A 24,535-nucleotide genomic window follows, 5' to 3' on the forward strand; every position below is an offset into this window, starting at 1 on the left:
ACCGGCGGATCTGTTGCGAGGACTGGGATCGGGGCAGATCGCGCTGACCCATGAGGCGTTCCATACCCTTCAGCCCTTGCGGGCCGCACCGCACCTCAGGGAACTGCTGATGGTGCCGGGTCCTGCCCGCTATCGACAAGCAGCTCTGCCTGTCCGAGCGGTGGCTCATTGAGCACTGGCCGGGATCGACGATCCCGCGCACGACCGGATCATCCGCCGCTTCGTCAACTGGTTCGCTGTAGGGCAGCATGGAAGCGTGTGGAAGACCCTCGTCAAGGCGCTGGGCCGGACGGTCGGCGCGCTGCTCGGCATCGTCCTCATCGGAGTGACCGCCGGCGCCTTCGGTCCCCTCCCCGGCTGGATCCTCGGCGACCGGGCCGCCTCCGGCCTCAACCCCAACGAGTGGGCCACCGCCGAGGCGGGCGTGCGCGGCGCCCTCCTTCAAGCCGTCGCTGGCGCCCTGCTGGTCCTCGGCGGGCTCACCGCCTGGCGACAGATGCTCATCGCCCGCCAGTCGCACCACCTCAGCCGCCGAACGGCCGTCACCGAGGCGTTCAGCCGGGCGGTGGAGCAGCTCGGGACCGCTGGGGAGTCCACGGCTGTCCGGCTCGGCGGCGTCTACGCCCTCGACCGGATCGCCGAGGACGATCCCCGCGAGCGCGGCCGCATCGCCGAGATCCTCGCCGCCTTCATCCGCGAGCATGGCGCCGCCGGGCAGGTGCCGCGCGACGTCTCAGCGGCCGTGACGGTCCTGTGCGGGCGCGACTGGCCCTCCGGGGCCGACCTCGCCGGTATCGGCCTGGCCGGGCGCCGACTCGCCGGGGCGCGGCTGCGCTCGGCGGCACTGGCGGGGGCAGACCTGTCCGGGGCGGACCTGCGCCGGGCCGACCTGTCCGGGGCCGACCTGTCCGGGGCCGACCTGCGCCGCGCCCAACTCGCGCGAGCCGACCTGTCCGGCGCTGAGCTGGCCGGGGCGCTGCTATCGGGCGCGGTCGGCGACGCGCGGACCCGCTGGCCGGAGGGCTTCGCGCCCGCCGATCACGGCGTGCTGCCGGAGGCCTGAGCGGCGTCCTCCTCAGCCGCCGACACCACGGCGAGGGCAGCGCCGAGCGCCGGGCCCAAGCGCACGTCCGGTTTCTCGCTCAGCAGCACCCCTCCGCCGGTGAGGCGGGGGACGAACAGGTAGGCCATGTCGTCGTTGACGAGCGGGCGCCGCTCAACGTACTCGACGGCCTCGGCGAGGCGCCGCCGGGCGCCGGCGACGTCCCCGGAGGCGAGGATGGCGATGGCGGCGTTGTAGCGGCTGAGCGCCGCCTCGTCGTTGGTCTCGGCCAGCTCAGCGGCCTCGTCGGCGCGCACGGCGGCCGTCGCGTGGTCGCCGAGGCTCAAGGCTAGGTAGGCGGCGGTGTTCAGCACCGACCACGAGCGCGTCAGCCGCTGCGCCGCCTCCATCTCGGCCAGTGCCCCGCGCCGGTCGCCCGCCCCGTAGAGCTTGAAGCTGCGGTTGCGGTGGGTATCTGACATGAAGTCCCGCTCATCGCCGGTGCTCGTCGCCTCCACCCAAGCGGCGAAGTCCGCCCGCACCGGCAGGCGCAGCCGCTCGGCGGTGAGTTCGCCGCCGAGCTCCGCCGCCTGCGCGGCCACCGCCGCGAAGCCGGGGTCGGCGGCGAGGTCGACGTCGGCGGTGTCGGCCGAGTAGATCCAGCGCACCCGCTCCTCCCCGCCGTAGGAGCAGCGGACCGCCGTGATGTCGACGGCGGCGGGGTAGCCCGACCAGACGACCGCACGGTGGACGTACGCGGCGTAGATGTTGGCCGGCTTGCTCCGGGAGACGCCGGTGAACTGCGCCACCCCTTGGTCGAGTTGCGCGGGGTGCATCCCGGGGCAGCAGGTCGGTAGCACCTGGGCGTCGAGCTCCTTGCAGACGCCGTGGAGCAGCCGCTCCAGGTTCGCGGTGAGCAGCTGGTCGAGGGGCCGCGTGCCCAGTACCGGATGGCCGTCGTGGGGAGAGAGACCGAGCCGCCGCATGCTCCACGAGCGGGCGTAAATCCGCTCGGGCATGCCACCGGCGAAGCCCACGACCCCGTCACGGATCTCCAGGAGGCCGTCGGCGACGAAGCGCGAGAGGTGCCCGAAGACCCGCTCGCGGGTCGTGGCGGCCTTGCCGGAGACGGTGTGGGCGAACCAGGCGTCGTCGGCGCTGACCTCGTGCAGGCCCGCCCCGAGGATGTTGAGCGACAACAGCTCGTCGTCGTCGAGTCCGCGCACCTTCGCCAGCACCGGCCGCTCCCCGGGCGCCAGGCCAGCCGTCAGGATCTGGTGGGTGTGGTCGAGTAGGGCGGGGGTGAGCGCCATGTACTCTTCGGCGCCGGCGCGCCAGCGCTCGAACATGGCGTGGCAGTAGAGCAGGGCGCCGTAGGGGCTGCCATCGCTAAGTTCGAAGAGGTCGCCCGCGACCTCGTGCTCGGCGTGACCGAACGCCAGGTGGACGTCAATGCCGACCGCGGTCAGCGGCTTGGATATGCACTCGAGGACCTCGCCGCTGTGCTGGAAGCGGTTCACCCGGACGTACTCGAACTGCCGCAGCAGGTGCTCGAAGACGCGGTGTACACGCTCCAGCAAGTCCGGCGTACCTGCGAGGACGAAGACGTAGCCGCGCAGGACCGCGCCGAGGGCGCGCAGGACGGAGAGGACGTCGTCGGACTCGGCGACGAGCTGGGCCTCGTCGACGAACAGCGCCACGGGCCGCCCGAGCCGCGAGGCCAGCCACTCCAAGTCGGTGCGCAGGGCCAGCTCCGAGAAGCGTCCGCCCGCCGCCGCCAGCGCGTAGGCCTCCGGGAACTCCAGCGGCAGGTCGCCGACGGCGCCGCCCATCGTCCGGCGCACCGCCCGCACAGTGACCGGCGCGCCGTCCTCGCCGGTCAGGCCCGCCTTCGCGGCGGCGCCGACCAGCTCCTCGTAGACCTTGCCGAAGAAGCCGACCGGGTCGGCGTCGCCCGGCACGAGGTGCACGCGCACCGGCAGCAGGCCCCGGTCCCGCGCCATCAGCGCCGCCATGTTGAGCAGGCTGGTCTTGCCGGCCGCGCGCTCGCCGTGGACGGCGAGGAGGCCGACGGGCGCGTCGAGCGCGGCCTGGTCGAAGACGCGGCCGAGGCGGTCGAGCTCCTCGCGGCGCCCGGCGAAGAGCCGGGGGTCGCTGACGGCGTTGCCGTAGTCGTACGGGTTACGCATGTCGTTGATCCGCACCGTCGTCCCCTTCCGTTGCGAGCTGCCCTTGTCCATGCTGGCGCCGGTGGGCGGCGGGGTATTCGCTCGACCATGCCCGCAGAGCTGCTGCGAAGCCTCGGACCGGTTTGTCCACTGTAGCCAGGCGGCCTAGTGGCGGGCTACGGTCGCACTCAGTCCACCGCCTGTCTGCTGGAAGGGATGAGTGTGGTGGTGCCGCCGCCGCTGTGGCCGAGGCGGCCGGCGATGGTGCGGACGTCGATGCTGGCGGCGATGAGTTCGGTGGCAGAGAAGTGGCGGAGATTCTTGGTGGTGGTGTCGATCCCTATGGCGCGGCGCATGCGGGCGTAGCGCTGGCTCACCGTCAAGGGCGTCAGCCAGGTTGAGTGGTTGGGGTCGTTAGAGAAGACGCGGCCGTCGGGGGCGATGGTGACGCCGAGCTCGGCGGCCTGCTGTTCGCGGCGTTGACGGTAGGCGCGGAGGATCACGATGTCGGCGGGGGTGAGGGCGACGTCGCTTGTGGTGGGTCCTGGTGTCCTTCTCCCAGGTGTCGGTGTCGTCTTGGGCGATTGAGGTTCTGATTCGCAGGGTGCTGGCCTCGAGGTCGAGGCGGTCCCAGGCGAGGGCGCAGATCTCGCCGCGGCGGGCGCCGGTGCGCATCTTCAGCCAGACCAGGACGCCCCAGTCGGGGTCCTTGAAGGCTCGGGTGAGGATGCGGGCCATTTCATCGGCTGACGGGGGCTGCGGGTCTGGTGCGGGGGCCGGCGGTGGTTCGGCCTGATGGGGCTGACGGCGATCCACTTCCATCGGACGGCGCGTTTCAGGGCGCCGGACAGGACACTGTGAATCTTGCGGACGCTCGCGTCGGCGAGGGGGGCGGCACCCGCGGTCGTGGCAGCGTTTGTCGCGCTCGTGTGTCCTCGGTGCGATGTTCGACGAAGGGTCGGCCGTCACAGTGGACGCGGCAACGCTGCAGTTGCGCGTAGAAGGAGTCGAAGATGTCGGCGTCGAGGCTGCCGACCTGGAGGTGACCGATCAGCGGTCGGATGTGGTTGTCGGCGTAGCCGAGGTAGGTCTTGCGGGTGGTGCGGCCGATCCGCAGCGGTGTCTGTGCTTGGTCGAAGTAGCGCTCGAGGAGCCGGTTGACCGTGGCTTTGGTGCGCGGGTTCCGGCGTTCTTGGATCTGGGTGCGGAACTTGTCCCTGACTGCCTCCGCAGCATCCCAGGCGGCCTTGCTCTCCTTCGCGGTCGCGTTCTTGGCAAGCGAGACGGTCTCGGTGAGGTAGTGTCGGCGGCCCGAGAGTGGATCGATGCCCGCCTAGACGCTCACTCTGAGTGAGCCGCTAGGGAGCGGGCGGATGCCTCCATGGTCGCGCTTCTTGGGGTTTCGTGCTGCGGCCATACCCCTGATTTTCGACTATTCGCAGCACGAGTGGCTGCATGTCGAAAGCCCGACCTTCAACGAAGGTCGGGCTTCAGGGGCCTGAACTGGGGCTTTGGCTGGTGCCCCCGGCAGGGTACGTCGCAGATGGGAACTGGGCTGACCAGCGGAAGCGCTCAAGGGCGACTCATCCTGGAGGCGGCCTTCCCGCTCAGTGACTTCGTGATCCCTTCCGGCAGATGAGAAGCAGTGTGCACTGAACTGCCGGACTGCTGGGGAGCAGCGCAAGCGCTGCGGCTAGCATTCGGCGGGAACAGCGTCCTGGTCCTCGCGGTCGTAACCGTGCGCCTGCAAGTATTTGTCGGTCTAGCGTGGCACGATCACTGGCGCCGGGCCGAACGGCTGGTTCTGTCGGCGCGGGGCCGACAAGTGGACGTCTAGGAGGCGATGATGGTGGAAGGCCCCTACACGTCTGTTGAGATATGTGCCGGTGCAGGAGGCCAAGCGATAGGACTTCATCAGGCGGGGTTCAAGCACCGTGCGCTAGTCGAGATCGACCCCTGGGCTTGTAAAACTCTCCGTTCGAACGCCGCAGCTCTGGGCGGAAACGCCTCAATCGTCCATCGGCTGGACCTGACGCGCTTCGTGCCTGACTGTGATGACAGGGAGCCCGGAGAGTTCGGCCTCACCGAACTTGGGGTTGCAAAGGGCGAGATTGACCTGCTGGCTGGTGGTGTTCCATGCCCGCCCTTCTCGTTCGCTGGGAAGCAACTAGGTGAGGACGACGAACGCGACCTCTTCCCTGTGATGCTCGAGTTGGTTGAAGCTCTCGCGCCAAAAGCCGTCATGATTGAGAATGTAAGGGGCCTGCTTGAGCCCGAACGGCGCTTCAGCGCTTATCGCATGAGGATCTTGGAGCGGCTCAGAAGTCTCGGCTACGAGCCGCTGGCCTGGGAGATCCTTGAGGCGCAGGACTTTCGGGTGCCGCAGTTGCGGCCACGGGCGATCCTGGTGGCGATGCAGAGCAGCTATGCCCCGCACTTCGCGGGGATGCCGAAAGGCGACCCAGATGGCACTGCCACGGCTTGGGAAGCTCTCAACGGCTCGATGCTCGTCCGGTTTGGGGCCTTGCGGGGCACAGAATTCGAGGAGCAGGCGGAGCGGGCGAAGCAGCGTTGGGTCGAGAGGGGACGTACCGTCGGCGGGGTGGCTCCGACACTGGTCGGCGGGTCGAAGAAGCACGGCGGAGCAGATCTTGGGCCGACACGCGCAAAGAAGGCGTGGGCCGCTATGGGCGTTAATGCCATGGGTGTGGCCGACTCAGATCCCCTCTCGAAGCCAGAACGCCATCTCCTGCGCGACGAGGGGCCGATGCTGACCGTGGAGCAGGCCGCGATAATTCAAGGGTTCCCGAGCTCGTGGAATTTTGAAGGTCCGAAGACTGCCGCCTACCGCCAGGTCGGGAACGCGTTTCCACCCCCGGTTGCCGAAGCGGTAGGCAAGGCTATCCTTGCTGCACTTAAGGCTGGGAGCAGCGAGTCAGGGGTGCAGCCGGACGGCGCTTCATCGGCCGCCGAGCTGCTTTCGGCGGTTTAGCACTGCAGCCTTGACTGCTTCGGCGCATTCACTTGCTGCCTGGTGCTCCCAGAATCTCAGTACAAGCCACCCTTCAGCAGCCAAGCGCTCGTCTGTGTCACGGTCGCGGACACAGTTGCGGTTGATCTTGTCCCGCCAGTAGTCGGGATTGGTCTTCGGCGGCACGAAGTGCTCAGGGCAGCCGTGCCAGAAGCAGCCGTCGACGAAGACCGCTATCTGCGTGGGACGGAACACGAGGTCAGCTGTACGGCGCATGCGTGGCAGTGGCTTGGCTGCAACGCGGTACCGGAGCCCTGCAGCATGGACGAGGGATCTGAGCGCAAGCTCGGGTGAAGTGTCCCGGTTCCGATTGCCGAGCATGCTCCTACGGTTGCCCGCCGAGGATGCCCAGGAGCCCACCGGCGGAGCCCATGGGCTGCCAGGTGCCGGGCCTTCAGCTCCAGTCCGGGTACCAGGATCCGATGCTGTCATCCGTCACTCCCAATAGTTCGGAGCAGGCCGTACCGCCCCGACGTTCTCCGCGTCCTGCTTGGAGGCCATTGACGCGCCACGACTCGGGCGAGAGCAGCCGCGGCTCCCCAGTCAATACTCGGTGCTCACATCAGCAGAGTCAAACGCGGCTACCCTCGAGCAGCGTCCGCACTTCATCCCGGGCTCTCGCGGGAAGATGGCAGTACGCAGCCCATGCTCGCTCCAACAAGGTTGGTTTGCGGCCGTCCTGAACAACCCATTGGAGCAGCTGCCGCTTCGATGCAGTGTCCAGGCTTTTGATCTCGGCGACGACTACGGTGGCGTCGACTGCTGCGATGCCGGAGCCGACGCGGCACCACTTGCATTCTGTGGTCAGCACCGTTTGGGGCTGGGCGCCGGGGAGGGCCAGGTCCCGCCTGCTGACGGAGAGCACGGCGGTCTGGTTGGAGTCCTCAGGATACGGTTCGCCGGCTGAGATCCCGCACACGGTGCACAAGTACCCGTCACGAGCCAGTGTGGCCTGCCGCTCCTTCGCACTGACAGCCTTCTTCGGGGCTGCCGCACTGCGGGCTGCCTGGTCCCAGATCGGCACACCGGCTTTCTCGAAGCGCTGCTCCTCGGCTGTGAGGGATGCGTCCTCAGTGTTGGTGGTCAGGAGCCAACCGTACTTGCGGAGCTCGCGCGCCCTGCGGTCTGCCTGGGAGACGCCAGGGAACGCCTCACGGAGCTGCTCCTTGGTGAAGGTGTTGCCTTCCCCGACCTCGTGGACGAGCCACAGGGCGCACCTGACCATGGTCCCAGCTTTCAGCTCGGGGTCGTTCCAGGACGGCAGCGGCACCCTCTTCTCCGTTCTCTGCTGGTGTGCACGATTGATGTCCTACACGTCTGCCATGATGCCTTGAGGACGGGAAGGCGCCTAGTGCCGGAGGGGACTGACATGCCAGCAAAGTTCGGTGTACCGCCAGAGGGGGCTCGGATTCGCTCTCTGATAAAGGAGCGGCTGAACCAGGCGGTAGCTGAGGACGGAGCGAAGATCACGATTGACTGGCGTGGAGAGCAGAAGCACCTGCATGTGATCTCCATTCCTGTGGACCTGCTGTACTTCAATCCGGACACGCATCGCATTCGGGCCCAGCGGACACTCGATCCGGAGCGGGATGGACTCCTCGAAGAGAAGCCCTGGGCGCCGGAGGCGCAGGAGTACCTGCACCACCTCCTCACCCGAAAGGCGGCTCTTCCAGACGAGCTTGATGCCGAGTACGAGGTGCTGAAGAACGAGCTCAAGGAGTTCGGGCAGAAGGAGCCGGGGGTCATCAGCCCTGACGGGATCTTGGTCGACGGCAACACTCGGTGTGCAGCGCTCCGTGATCTCGGTGTCAAGGACATCCGCGCCGGTGTGCTCCCGAACGACACCTCGCGGGACGACATCAACAGGGTTGAACTGGCTGTGCAGCTTCGCCGGGACAAGCGCCGCGAATACTCCTACATCAACCGGCTCATCGCCATTGAGGAGCAGCTCGCGAGTGGCCGACTGGAAGAAGATGTCGCCCGCGCATTCAACATCAGGCCGAAGACGCTCCGAATCGATCGCGGCGTCTACCAGATGATCATGGAAGCGATCCGGCGTAGCCGCACCGGAGGAGACCAGATCACCCTCAGGCTCGTTGACCTCGAGAGCCACCAGGAAAGCCTGCGTGAATTGATCAGGGACTACTCCGAGCTTAAGAAGAGTGACCCCGACGGAGCCGAGATTCTCAAGGAATCACGGTTGGCGATGGTGATCCTGGACTACCCGAAGACGTCGCTGCGGCATGCTGAAGGCGACTTCTTCAGCCGCTACGTCGACGAGCGGCTGCCGAGCGAACTGCGGCCGACCGCTCAGGAAGTTGAGCCGGTGGAGGTCCCCGGACTGGGCGTGACGATACCGGACGCCGCATCCGCGGTGAAGACCAGCCGTGCGCTGACAGACGCCCTCCTCCAGGCCAAAGCCATGGCTCTCGCAGCGGACACTCTGGAGCCGGGAGCGGTAACGGCTGCAACTGGAGTACTCCAGAAGGCCGGCAAGACCTTCGACGATGCTGTCAAGCTCGCCGGGAGCCACAACACGCTGAAGAAGCGGAGAGCTGCTGTCCCTGAGCGCCTCACCGATGCCGCTGACTACATTAACCAGTGCGCAGCCGAGTTCGCTGAGGCCAAGGCGAAGCGGGCCTTGGACGAGGACGCCTTCGACGAGGCACTTGTCGTCCTCAGGTCAAGCCTGATCCGCCTGGCCCGGCTCGCAGGCCGCACCTTCCCTGCCCCCGGCGACGGAGTCGAGTGGCTGCTCAGCGCCGCCAGGGAGGACTGATGCAGGCAGACGGCTCCGCGAGTTTGGAAATCGGCTTCGGAGACAGCGCAGCCACCGCACGGCTCAGAGCCGCTGATGGCTGCGAGGAGGACTTGAGGCGCCTCGCTTCGCATTTCCGTAGCGGCGTCCAGCGGACGCCCCGAACGCTCGATGTCGATATCGACGAGTTGCTTGTCAGCCTGGCGGCACTCACTGCGTGGCCCCAACGGGAGAGCGTGGCCTGGGACGACGAGCTCGCCAGGCTGGCGAAGGATTCGGTCGTTGATGCGCGGTCGCTCACCGGGTACCTTGATCCCGGTGCAACCGTGGCGGGGCCACAGCTAGATGCAGCAGACCTCGACCCGGTTCTCGGTACGGACTGGACAGGCGCGTTGACGTCCTTCCAGTGCCGGGACATCGCGAAGCTGCTCTCACTGAAGCACGGGGCCAACTTCTCAGTACCCGGTGCCGGCAAGACCCGGGTCGGACTCGCGGTCTTCCAAGCGCTGCGGAAAGAGGGGCTTGCTGAGCGGCTCCTGATCGTCGGGCCGAAGTCGAGCTTCGAATCCTGGCTCTACGAGAACGGCGAGTGCTTCCGGGAACCGCTCCGCATGGAGATCTTCACCCGCAACGCCGACCGCTCAGCCGAAGCGATCGTGATCAACTATGAGCGCCTTGATGGTGCCGTCGACATGCTCGGCCGGTGGCTTGCCTCCCGCCCGTCCATGCTTCTGCTCGATGAAGCGCACCGCATGAAACTCGGTGCGAATGGGACGTACGGTTCAGCCTGCCTGGCGCTAGGTCCCCGAGCCCGCCGCCGACTGATCCTCACCGGGACCCCTGCTCCCAACGGCTCGAAGGATCTCGAGAACCTGCTCGGGTTCGTCTGGCCCGGACACGGGAGGCAGAAGGTCGTACAGGCAGTCGCGGGCGGCGACCTGGCGAAAGCGAGCCGCGTCCTTCGCCCGTTGTTCACCCGGACGACCAAAAGCGAACTCGGACTCCCTCCGGTCACCACCAATCTCCGTATACAGCCGCTCCCGCCGCTGCACAAGGAGATCTACGAGGCCCTAATCGGCCAGCAGTCAGCGCGCGCCGCAGGCTCCGCGAACGACTTCATCGCACTCGGAAAGATCGCACTGTACCTGCTTATGGCAGCAACGAGCCCGGCCCTGCTCGCGGTCGGCACCACCCGCTACGAGCCCTTGGCCTATCGGATCCCGCCGCTCGACGTGCCTGAAGGGTCTCCCCTGTTCGACCTGATGCGCGACCTACCCAGTTACGAGCTCTCCCCGAAGTACACCGAAACGCTTGCGATCGTCGCGGAGAACGCCGCGAAGGGCCGCAAGACACTGGTCTGGTCGACGTTCATCCGGAGCCTGAACACGCTGCACCGGATCCTCAGCGAGTTCAAGCCAGCGATGGTTCACGGCGGTACGGAGGAGCGGGAAGCGGAGATCGCGCGATTCCGCAGTGACCCGGACTGCATGGTGCTGCTCTCGAACCCAGCTACCCTCGGTGAGGGCATTAGCCTGCACCAGGACTGCCACGACGCGATATACGTCGACCGCGACTTCGCCGCAGGCCGCTTCCTTCAGAGCCTCGACCGGGTCCACCGGCTCGGCCTCAACCCCGACACCGAGACCCGGATCACAGTTCTCGCCTCCGAGAACACCATCGACGAGGTGGTGGATCAGCGGCTAGGTCGGAAGCTGCGGTTCATGGGCCAGGTCCTGGACGACCCAGCAGTGCGCGAACTCGCTGACCTCGACGAGGAGCCGACTATCGGCGGAGGCCTCGACCAATATGACATCCAAGCCCTGATGGGCCACCTGCGTGCCGATACAACCTGAACCCGTCCTCCGCGCCGCAGTCCGCTGGCTTGAAGGGCTCCCTGCCAGCGGCGCGGCCCGGTGCCGCGCCCTGTTCACCACGCACAGCGACTTCAGCGACATCACCCCGACGCAATACGAAACCGCATACGGGTGGCTAAATGACGCTGGCCTCCTGGGGAACAAGGATGCACACGGCTCACCTGAGCTGCAGGTCTACGAGGCGGCACTGCTGTCCGGCAACACACCGTGGTTCCCTGATTCTGACGTCCTTATCCGTGAGCCGGAAGAACTCCCGGAGGATGCCCTCCGCGCAGCTGAGGGCCTGGGGCTCAGCCGGACGCAGGCGTACGAGCACCTCGTGGCGATGTGGGGGAAAGTCGATGCGGAAGCACGCGCGCGGATCGGTACAGCCGGCGAACTGGCACTCGTCCGACTCCTGACCGCCTCGCTGCGAGGAGGCCAGGTCGAACATGTCGCTGCCAGGTCAGACGGCTACGGGTATGACATAGCTGTGGATGCTGACGGCAACTCCCTTCACATAGAAGCAAAGAGCACGACGCGTAGAAGCCGCCTCACAGTCTTCCTATCAAGGCATGAGTACGAAACCATGCGCAGAGATCCCGCATGGGAGCTTGTGGCCGTGCGCCTCACCCGAGACCTCCAGGTAGCCGCAGTCGGCTCAGTACCCAAGGAGTGGATTGCCGCCCACGCTCCGCGCGACGGCGGAGCGAATGGTCGATGGGAGTCATGTCGCCTTGACATCCCGCCATCAGTTCCGAAACCGGGTATCCAGCGGCTCCTGCTCGCCTTGACTGGAGCATCAGCGCTGCTTGACGGCACCACTGGGTGGACAACCGGACGGTGAACTCGGCGCGGATTCCTATGCCGACGTGCCTTCGATACCGTCACTGCTCAAGGTTGGCGAAGTACCCGGACATGGGGCCGCCAAAGGTCCCGATCACCAGGCCGCGGTCGAGGAAGCGGTTGAACTCCTCACAACTGGTCTCTGGCACCAGAGCGCAGCCGTGGCAGGCGGCGAGGTTGCAGGAGTCGGGGCCCTGGCCCGTTTTCCCCACCTCCATGCAGACGGGGTCGGTCGAGCACCACCGGGCATTGTCGATCGCTGAGACGAAGACAGCACGCAGGTTGTCAGGGCGCGCCATGCGAACCAGGCCCCCCATGGTGCCTTCGGAGTCACCTGCCGCCGTGTATATCAGCAATCCGGCCATTTCACGCCCCGGTGCTGTCGACACGTAGATACGCTCACGCAAGGACGCCGAACTGTAGCCGCAATCGAATATCAACTGGTTGATCAGCAGGTGGCCCAAAGTGTGGAGCAGCACGAAACGGGGCTCCAGCGGCCTGTCCTGCAGACCGCGCTCGGCCGCCGTCTGCCGGTAGCGCGCGGCGATCCTATCTGCCCTGCGCACGACATCGGTGCGCCGCTCCCATGCTGCCAGCCGATCGGGGGCGAGCTCCAGGTAGATGCCCTCGCCTTTTACCACGTAGGCCGGCAGCCAGTCCTGGGCAGGTAGTAGCGGATCACGCCTCAGGAGCGCTTTGCCCTCGCTGAGCTTGAGCACATCGTCATTGACACGCGTGAAACCGCGGAGTGCTCGGGTTTCACGAAGGACGTCGACCGATCGCACGCGCTCCAGGTACGGCAGGAGATCCTCGTGCAATCCGGGATCGGTGGTCGTCAGGTAGTCGTCTTTCGGTGTCTTCCGGATCTGGCCGAACTCCGGGTATCGCCAGACCTCATTGCGGGTCAGTAGCTCGACGTCGCCGGTGCTTGTATCCAGGGCTTCCTCTGAATCAGCACCTAGCAGGTCGCGGTAGCCCGCCATCAGCTCGTCATCTGAGACCGGACCGAAGAGTTCCGGTGGAACGTTTTGCTGAAGCTGTTGTCGCAGCTGCGCCGCCTCCAGGGTTGCTCCAAGGATGCTGTGCAGGGTGCGCATTGTGCCGCTTACGGCTGGGTGGCGCATCAGTGCGTGCATCTGCGCGCTGACGGCCCCCTCCTGCCGAGGCAGGTATATGGAAGACTCCACCTTCGGGAAGTAGACGTTGCCAGCGGCACGCAGCGCGCCGCGAACCGCCGAGGGGCAGCCGGGGCCGTCCAGCTGAGCGAGCCAAGGGCGGGCCCCGGTGCAGTAGTAGGGATCATCGGTAGCGGCCAGCCGATCGGTGAGGACGGTGTGCTCCTCACCGTCCAGCCCCTCGAGCGTGCTGGTAATACCCAGCAGCGAGCGCTCCTCGCCGCAGCCGAGACGCTCGTTGCGCTTGCCTCCGGCGTCGTATCCACAGGTGACGACCTGGCCGTCAAGACCGCCGCCGCCACGCGACTGAAGCCGCAGCCCAGTCTCGCAGCGAGGGTCGTTCGAGCGGTGGACCCACTTGCTGAACGGGAAGTCGTCGATGTGTCCTCGTCGGCAGATCGCGACGAACGGCACCTGCGCCATGTGGGGTTTGTACTGCCAGGAGTTGTGGGACTTGTCCGGGCAGGCCTCCTGCTGCTGCATAGTGAGAGTGCTCAGCTTGAGCCGCTTGCAGTACATGCAGAAGCTCCATCGCGGGAAGCGGAGCGCCGGCACGGTGAGTTTGATGTTGCGGGTATCGCTCCCGGCGCCCTGGTTCCGCCAGTCGGGTGGCAGGCGGAACGCCGAGACGTTCAGGCGGGCCTCCAGGCGCCAGTCGTGCTCTTCGAATTCCTCCAGGGCTAGGGACCCGGAGTCCCCGATGGCGTACCAGTGGTCAAGCCCCGCAGTGATCACAGAGGTTCCGTTGACGAGCACGCTCATAGCGCCGACACCGAATGGTGCAACTAGTTGGGCGCGCCGCATGCTTCCAGTACTCACGGCGTGTCCTCCTCGTCGGCGTCAGCTTGCACGTACGCCGTCGAGATCTTCAGGCGGCACTCAGCGTCGACGTTGCGCATGCTCGTCGGCACGTCCCAGATGGGCGCCCGGCTGTCCAAGGAGGGCAGGCTCCCGGCGAAGCGCATCAAGCCCTGCTTGGGATCGCCGCCGATGGCGTTGGCTTCCCACTGTGTGCGCTCCCAATTCGCCCACTCGCGGGCACGCCTGTCGGCCATGCGGTCCAGCGTGCCGACCGCGCCAGGGTCGGCGATCTCGGCGCGCTCGCGGAGCAGTGCGATCGCCTCTTCGTATTCAGTCTGAGGGAACGGGTGGGGTTCGATGCCGGGTGTCGCCTGGCGGATGTGCGCCACCGCGGCAGCGTGCAGCGCACGGCGGAGTACAGGAGTGGCGAACGGCGTGACTGATGTCGGCTCTACTTGTGAGTAGAGCTGCTGGTGGTAGGTGCGGAAGCGCTCGTAGTGACTGCGGTCTCGCGGCTTCGCGGCACCATAGATCGTCAGGACGAGTCCCGGGCTCACGTCTGCTCGGCGGCCGATGCGACCACTGACTTGAATGTACTGTGCGGTGGTCTTGGGCTGGCCGACGATGGTCATCAGTCCCAGGCGGTCGATATCGACGCCGACTTCGATGATGTTCGAGGCTAGGCAGATGTCCATGCAGCCCTGCTGGCCGTACGCCGTCTCCAACTGCTGGATGGCTTTAGGGATCTCATCGCTGCGGCGGCGCGAGGTGAGCTCCATTGTGTACTTTGGCCAACGCAACTCCTCAATGCCGTCTCGTCGGCGCAAACCCGTCAAGTAGTCGGGCACATCGGATTCCAGGAGAGACACGGTGTTGCCGAGCTCGCGGAGGCTGTTGAGGAAGTTGAGGTTGGTCCAGTAGCCGTCGCGGTCGGCTTCGGGGATCAGGGTGGCACCCTGCAGGGTGGCTGATGCTACCCGTACCTGCACCGTCTGCGTGGATCCCAGGGACGCGCTCATGATGCCGAGATAGCGGCGCCCCGGCTCCGGGCTTCCGTCAGGGAGCGTGGCGGGTTCGGAGAAGAAGGAGTGGCTCTCCTCCAGCCCATGCGGCGGGAAAAGCGCGACGTCTTCACGGCCGAAAAGGCCCTTGATCTGATCCTCGTACCGGCGGATCGTCGCGGTCGATGCAATGATCTTCGGTGGGATCGGCTGGGCACCGCGGTGGTCGGTGCACAGGTCGTCGATGACAGGCTCGTACAGGCCTGCCATCGAACCGAGTGGACCTGAGATCAGGTGTAGCTCGTCCTGGATGATGAGCCCGGGCGGTGAGACCTCGCGCTCGCCGGCGTTTCCCAACCCGAAGATCCGCCGCGCCATCGGGCGCCAGGCCATCATGGCGAACTTGTCGATGGTGCCGATGATGATCGACGGGCGGACGTCGTAGATATCGTCGTCGATGACGTGTACTGGCAGGCCCTTGCGGTTCGCGAAACGGCAGGACTGGTCGACGCAGCGCAGTAGGACTTTCTGGCCGACCTGTTCGTAGCCGATGACGTCCTGGCCGCTTCGCCCCCGCGCCTTCGTACCCATCTGCGTCCCGCACCAGGGGCAGCGCAGCAGTAGGAAGAGGTTCTGCTCCTGTGGGTGTTTCCGCATCCGCTTCAGGCTGGCAACCGCTTGTTTTCTCGTATTGGGCGTCGAGGAGCTTCCGAGCCAGATCCCGATCCCGAACGGCTCCTTGCCCAGCTCCGTCACCTTCCTGGATCTGATGTCCTCAAGTACGCAGATCAGTGATGCAGCGCGCAGAAACTGCTGAGCGGTCAGCAGCCGCAGCGTGTATCGCATCAGGGTGTCCGTACCGGCGTCGGCGGGATCTCGAAGGCGGCGGGCGATCAGGCTGATCGCCGAGGCACCTAGGTACGCCTCGGTCTTGCCACCACCGGCCGGGAAGAAGATCAGGTCAACCACCTTGCGGCGTGGCCGGTTCGGCTCCACGAGCTCGGGCAGGCTCGCCAGGATGAAGGCGATCTGGAAGGGGCGCCAGTTCCCCTGCCCCGGCTGCGGCGTCGCGGTCGGGTGTGCACCGACTGGGCGGAGGGTGCCGTCTCGCCTGCTCTTCACCTCGCGGTAGGGGAGGCGGGAGCGCACCTGCTGGAAGTGCATCGCCTCATTCGCCAGCTGGAAAGCCCGTTTGGCGATCGGGTTTGCCCTCACCAGGGCCCAGCCCGTGTGCATCCGGCCGAGCGCTTCGCGGCAGAGCCGCATGTGCCGACGCGCGGCGGCCTGGAATGGTGTCGGCAGGGCAGGGATCTCAGCCTCGCGTTCGGCGATCCACTCTTCGTAGAGGCGGAGCACGATCTCCAGCTGCTGGGACCCTTCCGGGCTGCCGTCGGCAAGCGCAGCCATGCTGACAGTCACCCGTCGGCGCTCGCCGTCAAGACCCGAGAGGTAGATATCAGGTGTCAAGCTCACGACCTCGTACGCGGGCAGAGGATCGGCGCGTACCCAGTCGACGATCCCGCCATCGGGCTTCCCCCCACCCCAGTCGGCAGCGCAGCCATGACCAATCGCGAACGTGCGCTTCTTCCGGTAGAGCAGACCGATGGACTGCTCTTCGTCTCCGCGACTACTCTGCTTAACCTCGGGGTACGCCTTGATCGCGAGGCCGTCCACCGAGGCAGCGGTCAGACCCATCTGAAACAGCGCGCTACTCGGTCCCGTCCCCGCCGCCCGATTCAAGAGGGCGATGGTGACGAGCCGAAGTTCCGGGTCGGTCTCGCCACGCACCGGCCTGCTGAAGATCTGCACAGTCGGCGCGATCCGCAGTGGCTGGTCGCCAGCTTCTGCCACCGGCACTTCGAGTAGCTTGTTCGTCGAGCCTTGAACTACCGCGCCTGCGACGGAACCTGAAAGCTCGAAGGGCACACGGAGCCACCATGTGCGCGGTTTGGCGACGCCGGGGATACGCGCGCTCAGGCGGTCGTAGTACGCGCCTGACACCGTCAGTTTGAGCGAGCTCCCGTTGCAGACACGCACCTTGAAGGAGATGGCCATCGCGGACGGCTTGAAACGATTCGCATCGGTCAGATCGAAGTCGTCGGAGTCAGCCTCGTCGAAGCGGAGCCTGCCCCTGATCTCGATCGGCCGCCCTTCGGGGTTCTCCTCGTTCTCGGCGAGACCAGGCATCCCGGTGATGTCTACGTCCCGGATCCCGGCATCGCTGCCGCTGTCTGGTGCAGTCGTGCCCCCGCTAGCCTGCGAGGCACCGTTGTAGAGAACTCCGATGCCGTAGCGACGCAGCGGGTCGGACTGCGTCAGGATTTCCTGCCCGCTGGTCGCCTCATGGAACTGGCCTCGACTCGCCTCGGCCGTGTCGAAGTGGATGGTGCCGGTCCGGCAATCAAGCGGGATGCCGGCGGGCTCGTCACCCGGCAGCGGGCCGAACAGCTCCCGGCGGACCGTCCCCTCGATGACAGCCCGCGCCTCAACACCAGTCATGTCGTACCTCCTATAGCTGCACGGAGCGTGCCGGACTCAACGACAGCGAACAAACGATCGGTGGCGCGCGTCAGCCCCACGTACAGGAGTGCCTCGAATCCCGGTATGCCACGGCGATCGAGATCGGTTACCACTACTGCAGGCGCCTCAAGACCTTTGTAGGCCTGGATGGTGCTATTTAGCAATTGCCCCGGTCGGCCACGGCGGCCATCGGCCGGATAAAGCACCTGGCGGAGCCAGGTGTCGGTGGTTGTTTCCGCGGTCGAGCCCTCGCGCAGCGGGCTCAGAACCACGATCTCGTTCAGCTTGTAGCCGTCGGCGCGCAGGGTCTTCACCGCATGGGAGAGCAGCGGCGACTGGTCGCTGCCGACCGTGTATGGGATAGGGGCCGGATCGATGCCGTCATCCTGCCGACGGAACCGCTGGTAGCCGGGCTCCAGTTTGGCCAGCAGGTTCACCTGGTACCCGATGCGCGGCAGGTTCCGGCAGTTCGCTGAGAGCCGGAAGTTGGTCTGGTGCGGAGCGCGAGCCCGCAGGAGCGCGCGGCCGTCGCCCGTCTCGAAGATGGCCTGACGCTCGAAATCCCCGAAGAGCAGGACACGCCCGCTCCGCAGGCCACCGGTCACCAGCAGGTCCAGGACGTCGAGGAAAGGCCCCTTCGCGATGTCCTGGACCTCGTCGACGATCACGAAGTCTCCGGCGAGGTCTGGACGATTGAGCAGCACCTCCAGCGCCCTATCGGGCAGCTCCTGCTCCCAGAAGCTGGCCCTGGCGCCCGCTGGTGCCGGGACACCTGTGATGCGAAGAAGCTCCTGGTGCAGCGTTCCGACTGTCAGTCCCGCGACGTCTGCCAGATCGGCCGTGAGCTGCTTGGCGAGGAGCCGGTTGAAGCAGAGCAGGCGGCCCCGCCTACCGACGGCCACTTCGCGGCAGGCTGCCTCCATTGCGAGCCAGGTCTTGCCCGAGCCCGCAGGGCCGGTGAACAACACTGTCGGGTTGTCTGCCATGGCATCAAGTCCGAGGTACTGCTCCTCCAGGAAGGCGGTCATCTGCGATTCCCGGGTGCGGCGCGTGTCGCGGCGGCCCTCGCCACTTCAAAGCGCGGACGAAGCAGCGATACGATCCGCTCAGTCGTGTCGGGGGCCGGGCCGGTGCCTCCGTACGAGAAGTATTGAATCTTCCTGTCGAGATGCTTCGTGCCAGCGGCTAGCGTCCGCAGCACAGCCGAAGCCGTGCCATGCTTAAGATCCTCCGAATCGAGCACCTGCCAGTCGTGCCACTCGGGTGTTGCTGGGAGCATTGTGCGCGCTCGAACAAGGGTGAACCAGACTGCGCTCACCATCGGAACGCCTCGGAGGTCCACGCCCTTTTTCTTGAGGAAGTCGCGGATGCTGTGGAGGGCCTCGCGCACCTGCTGGAACGGCCCCCTTGCCACTGGCGGATTGCTGCCAAGCTTCCAGCGTCCGTCGGGAAGCCGGTCAACCGTGTAGTGCGACTTCACCTCGATGACCACTACCCCGGCGTTTGGCACGACAATGACAAAGTCGGCTTCCCCCTCGACCTGACGGAAATGATCGGCAATCGCCAGCGAGTGCAGGACGATCCAGTCCTCGGCATCGTCGCTGCGCTGGAGCGTGACGTAGACGAGGTGCTCACCTGGTGGCGCACTCTCCGGGCAGTAGGGGGGCATCATTCGAGCCACTGCCCGCTCCGATCCTGAAACGGCACCCGGGCATCGTGGCGCGAGATGATCTCCCTGTAAGGCGATATCGCCAGCACTCGGGTCGCGATCAGGCCGCGGATGCCTTCATGCTTGCTCTCGGTGAGCCAGTGCCCGTCCCGCTCCAGAGCCGAGAGGTCTGCCTCCGAAACCGCCCGCTCCAGTTGCTCGCGCAGGTCAGCGCTCGCCTGGTGGTGGGCGCGGCGAAGCATCGTGGCATAGCCAAAGGTCGGCTGGATTGGGATGTCAAGCCACTGCAGCAGCGTCTCGAAGTCCTCGTCACGATTCGGGCGCAACAAGCTGGGCTCGGTCCACGCCCGAGCCCTCTCAGCTGTCCTAACGCCGCGGGCGCGCAGCTCGCTCACGGTTCGCTGGTACGACAACTCCTGAAGGCGACGGCTGAGTCTGTCCTTCCATGCCTTCTGCGCAGTTTCGATGACCGGCGCTTTGCCCGGAAGGCGCGCCAGGGCCGCGCGGTACAGCGCCCCGAGCTCGTTCTCTCCCCGGCGGAGCAAGAGAAACGTGCCGTAACGAACCGCCTTCACCTCTGTGTAGACGACACGTTCCCCCAGCGGCTGCTCCGGGGCCAAAGCCCGTATGCGGTCGCCATCATCGAGCCAGATCGCCAGATTGCCGCTGAGCAGTACCTTGCGTGCTCCAACCTCATCGGCACTGGGCTCACGGTCAACAAGTCGGTCGGTGCCCCAATTGGGCTGCGGCAGGAACTCGTCCTCGACCTCGCCGACGGCGTCGTCGTCGTCGTCGTCGTCGACCACAGGCTCGCTCACGTCACCTTCAGTGAAGAGCCTGGCCTCAACCCGAATTGCACCGTCCGCATAGGCCGCGATCGCCGACTGGGGGATCGAACGATCACCGAACCATGCTGGCAGGATGAAACTGACTTCCTCAGTCACCGGCGCTGTCACGAGAGACGGACTGTAGAGGCAGGGTGGACCAACAACGTATGCCTGGTCGACTGCCAACTGCCCGCGCCCCAGCTCCCCAGCCGCCAGTACCCGGACGCCCCGGTCTCCGAGCCACCCCGCAAGCGCCGTCTGGGCGGCCTTGCCCGCAGCGACAACTACGCACTCAGCAGCGCCGACTTCCTCGATCGAGCGCAGAAGCAGGTCACCGAGACGAGGATCAGTCGAACCGACAGCTTCGGAAGCACTGAGAACTTCATCGAGAAGGCCGTCGTCTGCGACAGCACCTTTCAGGCGGCTCACCTGGCCTTGCACCCTTGCTGCGGCGGCGATCAACGCAGGATTCAACTCGATCGGCTGCGGCTGCGTTACCAAGCGCCAGCGCAGCGCTTTCGCTGCTCCGACAAGGTCTTCCCAAAGTTCTGGGCTGTCATCCTGCGCCGTCACCACGAGGCGGCGCACCGCAGCATTGAGACGGGCGCCAGATGGGTCCCCGACGGCCACGACCTCAACGCCGCTGCGCGTGACCTTGGCCGATGCGGCGTATCGCCGATTCAGATCCCCAATCCGGTTCACAAGGCCACCGTGAAAGCCAACGCCTCGACCCCGGCGGGCGGACGCCAGCCCAGGTCCGTCCGTACGGAAACCGGCTCTCCGCGCGTGTTGCGCATCTGGACGATGTTCTCGGCGGCCGTCTCATCAGCCACCGAGCGGTCAAGGATGCAAACCACCACCGGAGTCTCGATTTCAGCCAGATGATTGATCGCCCCGCTACCGTCGAGCACCACAGCACGCAGGACCGATGGCAGAGGCAACTGGTCCGCGAGCCGTGCAGAGGCATACACCTTGGTAAACGCTGTCGACGCCTTCGGGATCTCCGGTAGAACGACATCCAGCAGCGAACCATGCCCGAACCCGACCCGGTACGCTGTGCCCCTCTCAGTTGCTCTGGCCAGGTCCTCAACAAGTGCCTTGGACAACTGGCACTCGTCTCCCTCACGGCTCAAGAAGACGTCGAAGTCATCGCGCAGCCAGGAACAGGTGCCAATGATCCCAAGGTCTACGCTCGCTGCCGCCAAGCGGGTATCCCAGGTGTTACCAAGACGGGCAATTCGGCCGATCGCCCCGAGATGAGGTCGTGCCATCCGCCGAGGAAAGTCGCGCTCGACACCATCGATTACCGCCACCGCCCGGATGGCTGTCGCCTCCCATAGCGTATCCGAAAGGTGCAGCCGAGGAGGATCAGTGGTTTGATTGAATCTTGTAAAGCGATCCAGGATAACCTCACGTTCAGTCACTACTCGAACTACGACACCCCTCTTGGCTGTGCGAAGGATGTCCAGTGGGGCGGCGAGCGTCGGCGCAGGACGGGTCATCACCCAGCCGGACGCAATCAGTGCCGCCGCAAAGTCGCGGCGCGGCACGGATAGGGCCACGATGAGTTGCTGGCCCGAGTGGGTGGCGGCGTATCGTGATACCCGCGCTCCAAGCGCCAGCATGGGGCCAATCCATGGAGCTGGCTCTGCTGCAGCAAGCGGGTGCTCTGCGAGCGCCAAGTGGACGGGTGTCGTTGTCGCCTGGGGCGCCGCCACTCGACACCTCCCATCGCTCGTATGTCGTCTTGTTCGCCGAGAAGCCGCCAAATATGCGACACCCGGTGGTCCTTGGTCATCAAACTCGGATAGTCACGGTTCGAATCATATGCTAGTGACTGCAGTCAGCGCATTCCTTGTCGAACTGGGTCGTCGATGGCTGACGGATCGTCGCTCCTTCGGTACCGCACCTTTGCAATCTTCGGTTGCTGCAGCGCTTCTCCTGGTATGCCACTGTCATCTGCGGGCTCCAACCAGGTCGCCACCGGGTCCTCGGCATCGGACTCGATCTTGCTAGTGGGTTGCTCGTTGGTCCCCAGAAAAGCGGAAGCATTCCAATCAGGCCGCTGGCGCTTTCCGGGGCGTCGACGATCTGACTGACGCCGTCGGGAGTGAAGAACAAGGTGACCGCCGCGATGATTACCAAAGCCTGGGCAAGCTGGATCACGAAGCAGGGAGCAATAGCTCGCCACCAGGTGAAAGCGATCTGCTTGGTGTGCGGATGAGTAGGTCTGCTCCGAGCCGCCCACTGGTTCGGCGATCGTTGTGTCAATGTGGGGTTCAGGGGTTGGATGGCGCGGGTGGGGTTGGGTGCCGATGTCGGTGTTGCCGTGTTGGAGGCGCAGGATGTGGTCTTCGGTGATGACGGCGACGGTTTCCCGGCGTAACTGATACCGACTTTGAGGCGTTGCCCGCCGACGATTCGCAGCACGAGTGGCTGCACGGACCCGGCAAGCAAAAACGGCGGAGGCTCGAAAGCCTTGCCGCCGTTCCCATCTGAGTCGTGCCCCCGGCAGGATTCGAACCTGCGCACACGCCTCCGGAGGGCGTGAAAGACACATGCCCTGAGCTGCGTAAACGACACCGGCGGCGAAGGTTCGGCCACAGGATGGCCATCGCAGCCATAGTTATGCACCGGTCAGCCCCCGGAAACTATCGGCGGGCTGTCCTATCGTGGGACTGTGCCCCTCCATGATGTGAACGCCCCTCACGTCCAAGCCGCGGTCGCCGAGTTCAACCACCTCGGCCGAGACAAGTTCCTCACCGTCACAGGCTTCGGCCGCTCCCGCGAGTACTACCTCAAACACGACGGCCTGCGCTACGACGCCGAACCCATCCTCAGCTACGCCCACAAGCAAGCACACGGCCAGCTGCTCCCACCCGATGACCTGCCCGCAGGCAAGGACCTTAAGTCCTTGCTCGAAGGACTCGGGTTCACCGTGACCATGTACCGCGACCCCGACTGGACAAGAGAAGAGATCGTCCTGGCCTGCGTCATCACCGCAGACAACCGCTGGAAGCAAGTCAACGACACCGACCCGCGAGTCAAGGAACTCTCAGACCTGCTCCAAGCACCTGGTATCCACTCAACCGCGGTCCGCACGGGCAAGTTCCGCAACCTCGCCGGCGTCTCCCGCAAGTCCGCCGACATCGCCACACAGCACCCGGACTACAAAGGCGCCGCCACCAACGGCAACCGCCTCGACCGGGTCGTCCTACTCGAATACCTTGCGGACCCCGAGAGAATCCGCAGGGAAGCCACCGCGATCCGGCAAGCCCTTGCCGCAGGCATCGACGTCGATGCACCGGGCATCGCTGAGCCTGACCTAGACGACATCGAGCAGGCAGAAGGCCGCCTGCTGCTCCGTGCGCACTTCGAACGCGAACGCAAGCCAGGCCTCAAGGCCAAGAAGCTAGCCCAGGTCAAGCGGCAGGGCAAGCCGATCGCGTGCGAGGTCTGCGCCTTCGACTTCGCCAAGACCTACGGCGCTCATGGTGCCGACTACATCGAATGCCACCACCGCACCCCGCTCTTTGTCACCGGCGAGACCTCCACCAAGGTGGCCGACCTCGCTCTGATCTGCTCCAACTGCCACCGCATGATCCACCGCAAAGGCGCCGACTGGCTCAGCATCGAAGACCTCGCCGCGATCGTGCGCGATCAGCGCACTTAAGCCCGTCGCGAACCAGTCTTTCTAATAGCTCGACCAGGAGGTGACGGCTCCGCGAGTTAGCTGCGACTGCGGCTTTACTCATGGGCTTTGATTCTATCTTCTCAGTCGGATCTGCAGGAAGGATTAAGGCCGATTGTAGTGCGTTAGTCATTTCCGTAATCACCGCTAAAATCTTGAGAATTAAGGAATAGTTCTTCGAGGCTCTCCGATTCGGTTCGAGTGTAGTGTTGCGCGAGCCCGGCGCATTTCAGCGTACCAGTCCCGTCGAGCTCGAGGTCGCAGACATGGCACTTCAATCCTTTGGCGACGTAGATTACTTCCCGAAGAACTTCGGTTTCTTCCAATCGTTCTGACGTCACCCTGAGTGCTTCTAGTGTGAGTCGTACAGCCTCTCCGCAAGCAGGGCACTCTACGGTCGGCACGTATTCGAAACGCGGATTTCCGCAGATGGAAGGCAGAGATGCTCGTCGACTTGCGATTTCATCGTCTCGAAGTTGACTAAAGAATCTTTTCGCTGTAGCGATTCGTTGTCGCACTTCGTTCTCTAGCTTCTGGTCCTCGATATCGACCAGTGATCTTCCGTGAGTGACAATGTCGCCACCTAGGAGATCCGCGGCATCGATTTTCAAGTGTGCACATATACAGTCTACGACGCGCATAAATCGCGGCATCCAGGCATCTGGAGCAACAGAAAGCGGACTCAGTCCCGTATGTAGTTCTCTATTGCGAAGCCCAGTTAGGAGAATTGCATCTTTCGCTACTTGCCCCGAGAAATCTGGAACTATCCGCTCCAAACGATCGATGACCGTCTTCGCTTGGATAGATTTTGGCTCGGCGCTTCCAGTGGGACCCGGGAAACCTGCCGCATGCAAGATATCATTGCCTCGAGGGTCGGCGAGGAGTGTCGGATGCACCGCGGCAAGGGGAGCCCGCATCAAGAATTCGAGGCCTAGAAGTAGCCATATTGCAAACTCTTCATCGTCCCCATATGGGTGCTGTTCTGCTCGCTCAAAATATGCCTTGGTCTTACCCAAGAGGCTATCGAAGTCCCACATTACGTCTCCCATACGTAGGTTCTCTCGAGCTTCCGTCTTGCTGTCGGAGATACTCCTGGTCGTCGATGCAGTGCGTGAAAGTTGTCAATAACGAGTACTCCTTCACAGGTGTCCCA

General features: G+C 65.1%; 17 protein-coding genes. 7 read left to right on the forward strand and 10 right to left on the reverse strand.

Annotation, left to right across the window (positions count from 1 at the left end; all coding sequences use genetic code 11):
* Window positions 1-256: 256 nt before the first annotated feature.
* Window positions 257-1,063 (forward strand): pentapeptide repeat-containing protein, encoded by an 807-nt coding sequence (locus AB0I28_RS09555; protein WP_357491403.1) that lies wholly within the window; start codon window positions 257-259, stop codon window positions 1,061-1,063.
* Here the strand turns inward: AB0I28_RS09555 and AB0I28_RS09560 are convergent.
* Window positions 1,039-3,246 (reverse strand): ATP-binding protein, encoded by a 2,208-nt coding sequence (locus AB0I28_RS09560; protein ID WP_357491405.1) that lies wholly within the window; start codon window positions 3,244-3,246, stop codon window positions 1,039-1,041. The two genes, AB0I28_RS09555 and AB0I28_RS09560, sit on opposite strands and share 25 nt — an antisense overlap.
* Window positions 3,247-3,398: 152 nt before the next feature.
* A complete protein-coding gene (locus AB0I28_RS09565) occupies window positions 3,399-3,713 on the reverse strand; it encodes a tyrosine-type recombinase/integrase (RefSeq protein WP_357491407.1) in 315 nt (104 codons plus the stop codon).
* A 440-nt stretch (window positions 3,714-4,153) separates the two neighbouring features.
* Here AB0I28_RS09565 and AB0I28_RS09570 point away from each other — a divergent pair, with 440 nt between their 5' ends.
* Both AB0I28_RS09570 and dcm read left to right on the forward strand, forming a co-directional pair.
* The gene (locus AB0I28_RS09570; protein ID WP_357491409.1) at window positions 4,154-4,564 is read left to right on the forward strand and encodes a hypothetical protein; all 411 of its coding nucleotides are present in this window, start codon (window positions 4,154-4,156) and stop codon (window positions 4,562-4,564) included.
* Between the two features lie 492 nt (window positions 4,565-5,056).
* Window positions 5,057-6,202 (forward strand): DNA (cytosine-5-)-methyltransferase, encoded by a 1,146-nt coding sequence (dcm, locus tag AB0I28_RS09575; protein WP_357491411.1) that lies wholly within the window; start codon window positions 5,057-5,059, stop codon window positions 6,200-6,202.
* Here the strand turns inward: dcm and AB0I28_RS09580 are convergent.
* Both AB0I28_RS09580 and AB0I28_RS09585 read right to left on the reverse strand, forming a co-directional pair.
* Complete coding sequence (locus AB0I28_RS09580; RefSeq protein WP_357491412.1) at window positions 6,170-6,562, reverse strand: very short patch repair endonuclease; 393 nt, start codon at window positions 6,560-6,562, stop codon at window positions 6,170-6,172. The genes dcm and AB0I28_RS09580 overlap by 33 nt on opposite strands.
* A 250-nt stretch (window positions 6,563-6,812) precedes the next feature.
* Window positions 6,813-7,511 (reverse strand): hypothetical protein, encoded by a 699-nt coding sequence (locus tag AB0I28_RS09585; RefSeq protein WP_357491414.1) that lies wholly within the window; start codon window positions 7,509-7,511, stop codon window positions 6,813-6,815.
* A gap of 99 nt (window positions 7,512-7,610) precedes the next feature.
* On the opposite strand from AB0I28_RS09585, the gene AB0I28_RS09590 reads away from it, so the two are divergent.
* Genes AB0I28_RS09590 through AB0I28_RS09600 form a run of 3 tightly spaced genes read left to right on the forward strand, consistent with a single transcriptional unit; the run spans window position 7,611 to window position 11,699 of the window.
* Window positions 7,611-9,020, forward strand: a complete 1,410-nt coding sequence (locus AB0I28_RS09590) for a ParB/RepB/Spo0J family partition protein (RefSeq protein WP_357491415.1) — start codon at window positions 7,611-7,613, stop codon at window positions 9,018-9,020.
* The gene (locus AB0I28_RS09595) at window positions 9,020-10,852 is read left to right on the forward strand and encodes a DEAD/DEAH box helicase (protein ID WP_357491417.1); all 1,833 of its coding nucleotides are present in this window, start codon (window positions 9,020-9,022) and stop codon (window positions 10,850-10,852) included. Before AB0I28_RS09590 ends, AB0I28_RS09595 begins: the two co-directional genes overlap by 1 nt.
* Entirely contained in the window at window positions 10,836-11,699 is an 864-nt protein-coding gene (locus AB0I28_RS09600; protein WP_357491419.1) for a DUF3883 domain-containing protein, read from the forward strand. The genes AB0I28_RS09595 and AB0I28_RS09600 overlap by 17 nt, the downstream gene beginning before the upstream one ends.
* A gap of 40 nt (window positions 11,700-11,739) precedes the next feature.
* Here the strand turns inward: AB0I28_RS09600 and AB0I28_RS09605 are convergent, their stop codons facing one another.
* The 6 genes from AB0I28_RS09605 to AB0I28_RS09630 are packed head-to-tail and all read right to left on the reverse strand — an operon-like array spanning window position 11,740 to window position 21,316.
* Complete coding sequence (locus AB0I28_RS09605) at window positions 11,740-13,677, reverse strand: DUF1998 domain-containing protein (RefSeq protein WP_357491965.1); 1,938 nt, start codon at window positions 13,675-13,677, stop codon at window positions 11,740-11,742.
* Window positions 13,678-13,688: 11 nt separating this feature from the next.
* Window positions 13,689-17,174 (reverse strand): helicase-related protein, encoded by a 3,486-nt coding sequence (locus tag AB0I28_RS09610; RefSeq protein ID WP_357491421.1) that lies wholly within the window; start codon window positions 17,172-17,174, stop codon window positions 13,689-13,691.
* A complete protein-coding gene (locus AB0I28_RS09615; protein WP_357491423.1) occupies window positions 17,171-18,223 on the reverse strand; it encodes an ATP-binding domain-containing protein in 1,053 nt (350 codons plus the stop codon). The genes AB0I28_RS09610 and AB0I28_RS09615 overlap by 4 nt, the downstream gene beginning before the upstream one ends.
* Window positions 18,220-18,867 carry a nuclease-related domain-containing protein gene (locus tag AB0I28_RS09620; protein WP_357491425.1) on the reverse strand — a complete coding sequence of 216 codons (648 nt, stop codon included), beginning with the start codon at window positions 18,865-18,867 and terminating at the stop codon, window positions 18,220-18,222. Before AB0I28_RS09620 ends, AB0I28_RS09615 begins: the two co-directional genes overlap by 4 nt.
* Window positions 18,864-20,393 (reverse strand): hypothetical protein, encoded by a 1,530-nt coding sequence (locus AB0I28_RS09625; protein WP_357491427.1) that lies wholly within the window; start codon window positions 20,391-20,393, stop codon window positions 18,864-18,866. The genes AB0I28_RS09620 and AB0I28_RS09625 overlap by 4 nt, the downstream gene beginning before the upstream one ends.
* Window positions 20,390-21,316, reverse strand: a complete 927-nt coding sequence (locus AB0I28_RS09630; protein ID WP_357491429.1) for a hypothetical protein — start codon at window positions 21,314-21,316, stop codon at window positions 20,390-20,392. The genes AB0I28_RS09625 and AB0I28_RS09630 overlap by 4 nt, the downstream gene beginning before the upstream one ends.
* A 1,055-nt stretch (window positions 21,317-22,371) precedes the next feature.
* Here AB0I28_RS09630 and AB0I28_RS09635 point away from each other — a divergent pair.
* Window positions 22,372-23,364 (forward strand): HNH endonuclease, encoded by a 993-nt coding sequence (locus AB0I28_RS09635; protein WP_357491431.1) that lies wholly within the window; start codon window positions 22,372-22,374, stop codon window positions 23,362-23,364.
* The last annotated feature ends 1,171 nt before the right edge of the window (window positions 23,365-24,535 follow it).

Origin of the sequence: Phytomonospora sp. NPDC050363 (assembly GCF_040655735.1) — a bacterium.
Taxonomy (GTDB): domain Bacteria; phylum Actinomycetota; class Actinomycetes; order Mycobacteriales; family Micromonosporaceae; genus Phytomonospora.

What these genes read in the sequence shown, in the direction of transcription:
- AB0I28_RS09570 (WP_357491409.1), top strand. Translation starts at nt 4,154, where the DNA reads ATGTTCGACGAAGGGTCGGCCGTCACAGTGGACGCGGCAACGCTGCAG.
- dcm (WP_357491411.1), top strand. Translation starts at nt 5,057, where the DNA reads ATGGTGGAAGGCCCCTACACGTCTGTTGAGATATGTGCCGGTGCAGGA.
- AB0I28_RS09580 (WP_357491412.1), bottom strand. Translation starts at nt 6,562, where the DNA reads ATGCTCGGCAATCGGAACCGGGACACTTCACCCGAGCTTGCGCTCAGA.
- AB0I28_RS09590 (WP_357491415.1), top strand. Translation starts at nt 7,611, where the DNA reads ATGCCAGCAAAGTTCGGTGTACCGCCAGAGGGGGCTCGGATTCGCTCT.
- AB0I28_RS09595 (WP_357491417.1), top strand. Translation starts at nt 9,020, where the DNA reads ATGCAGGCAGACGGCTCCGCGAGTTTGGAAATCGGCTTCGGAGACAGC.
- AB0I28_RS09605 (WP_357491965.1), bottom strand. Translation starts at nt 13,677, where the DNA reads ATGCGGCGCGCCCAACTAGTTGCACCATTCGGTGTCGGCGCTATGAGC.
- AB0I28_RS09610 (WP_357491421.1), bottom strand. Translation starts at nt 17,174, where the DNA reads ATGACTGGTGTTGAGGCGCGGGCTGTCATCGAGGGGACGGTCCGCCGG.
- AB0I28_RS09615 (WP_357491423.1), bottom strand. Translation starts at nt 18,223, where the DNA reads ATGACCGCCTTCCTGGAGGAGCAGTACCTCGGACTTGATGCCATGGCA.
- AB0I28_RS09620 (WP_357491425.1), bottom strand. Translation starts at nt 18,867, where the DNA reads ATGATGCCCCCCTACTGCCCGGAGAGTGCGCCACCAGGTGAGCACCTC.
- AB0I28_RS09630 (WP_357491429.1), bottom strand. Translation starts at nt 21,316, where the DNA reads ATGCTGGCGCTTGGAGCGCGGGTATCACGATACGCCGCCACCCACTCG.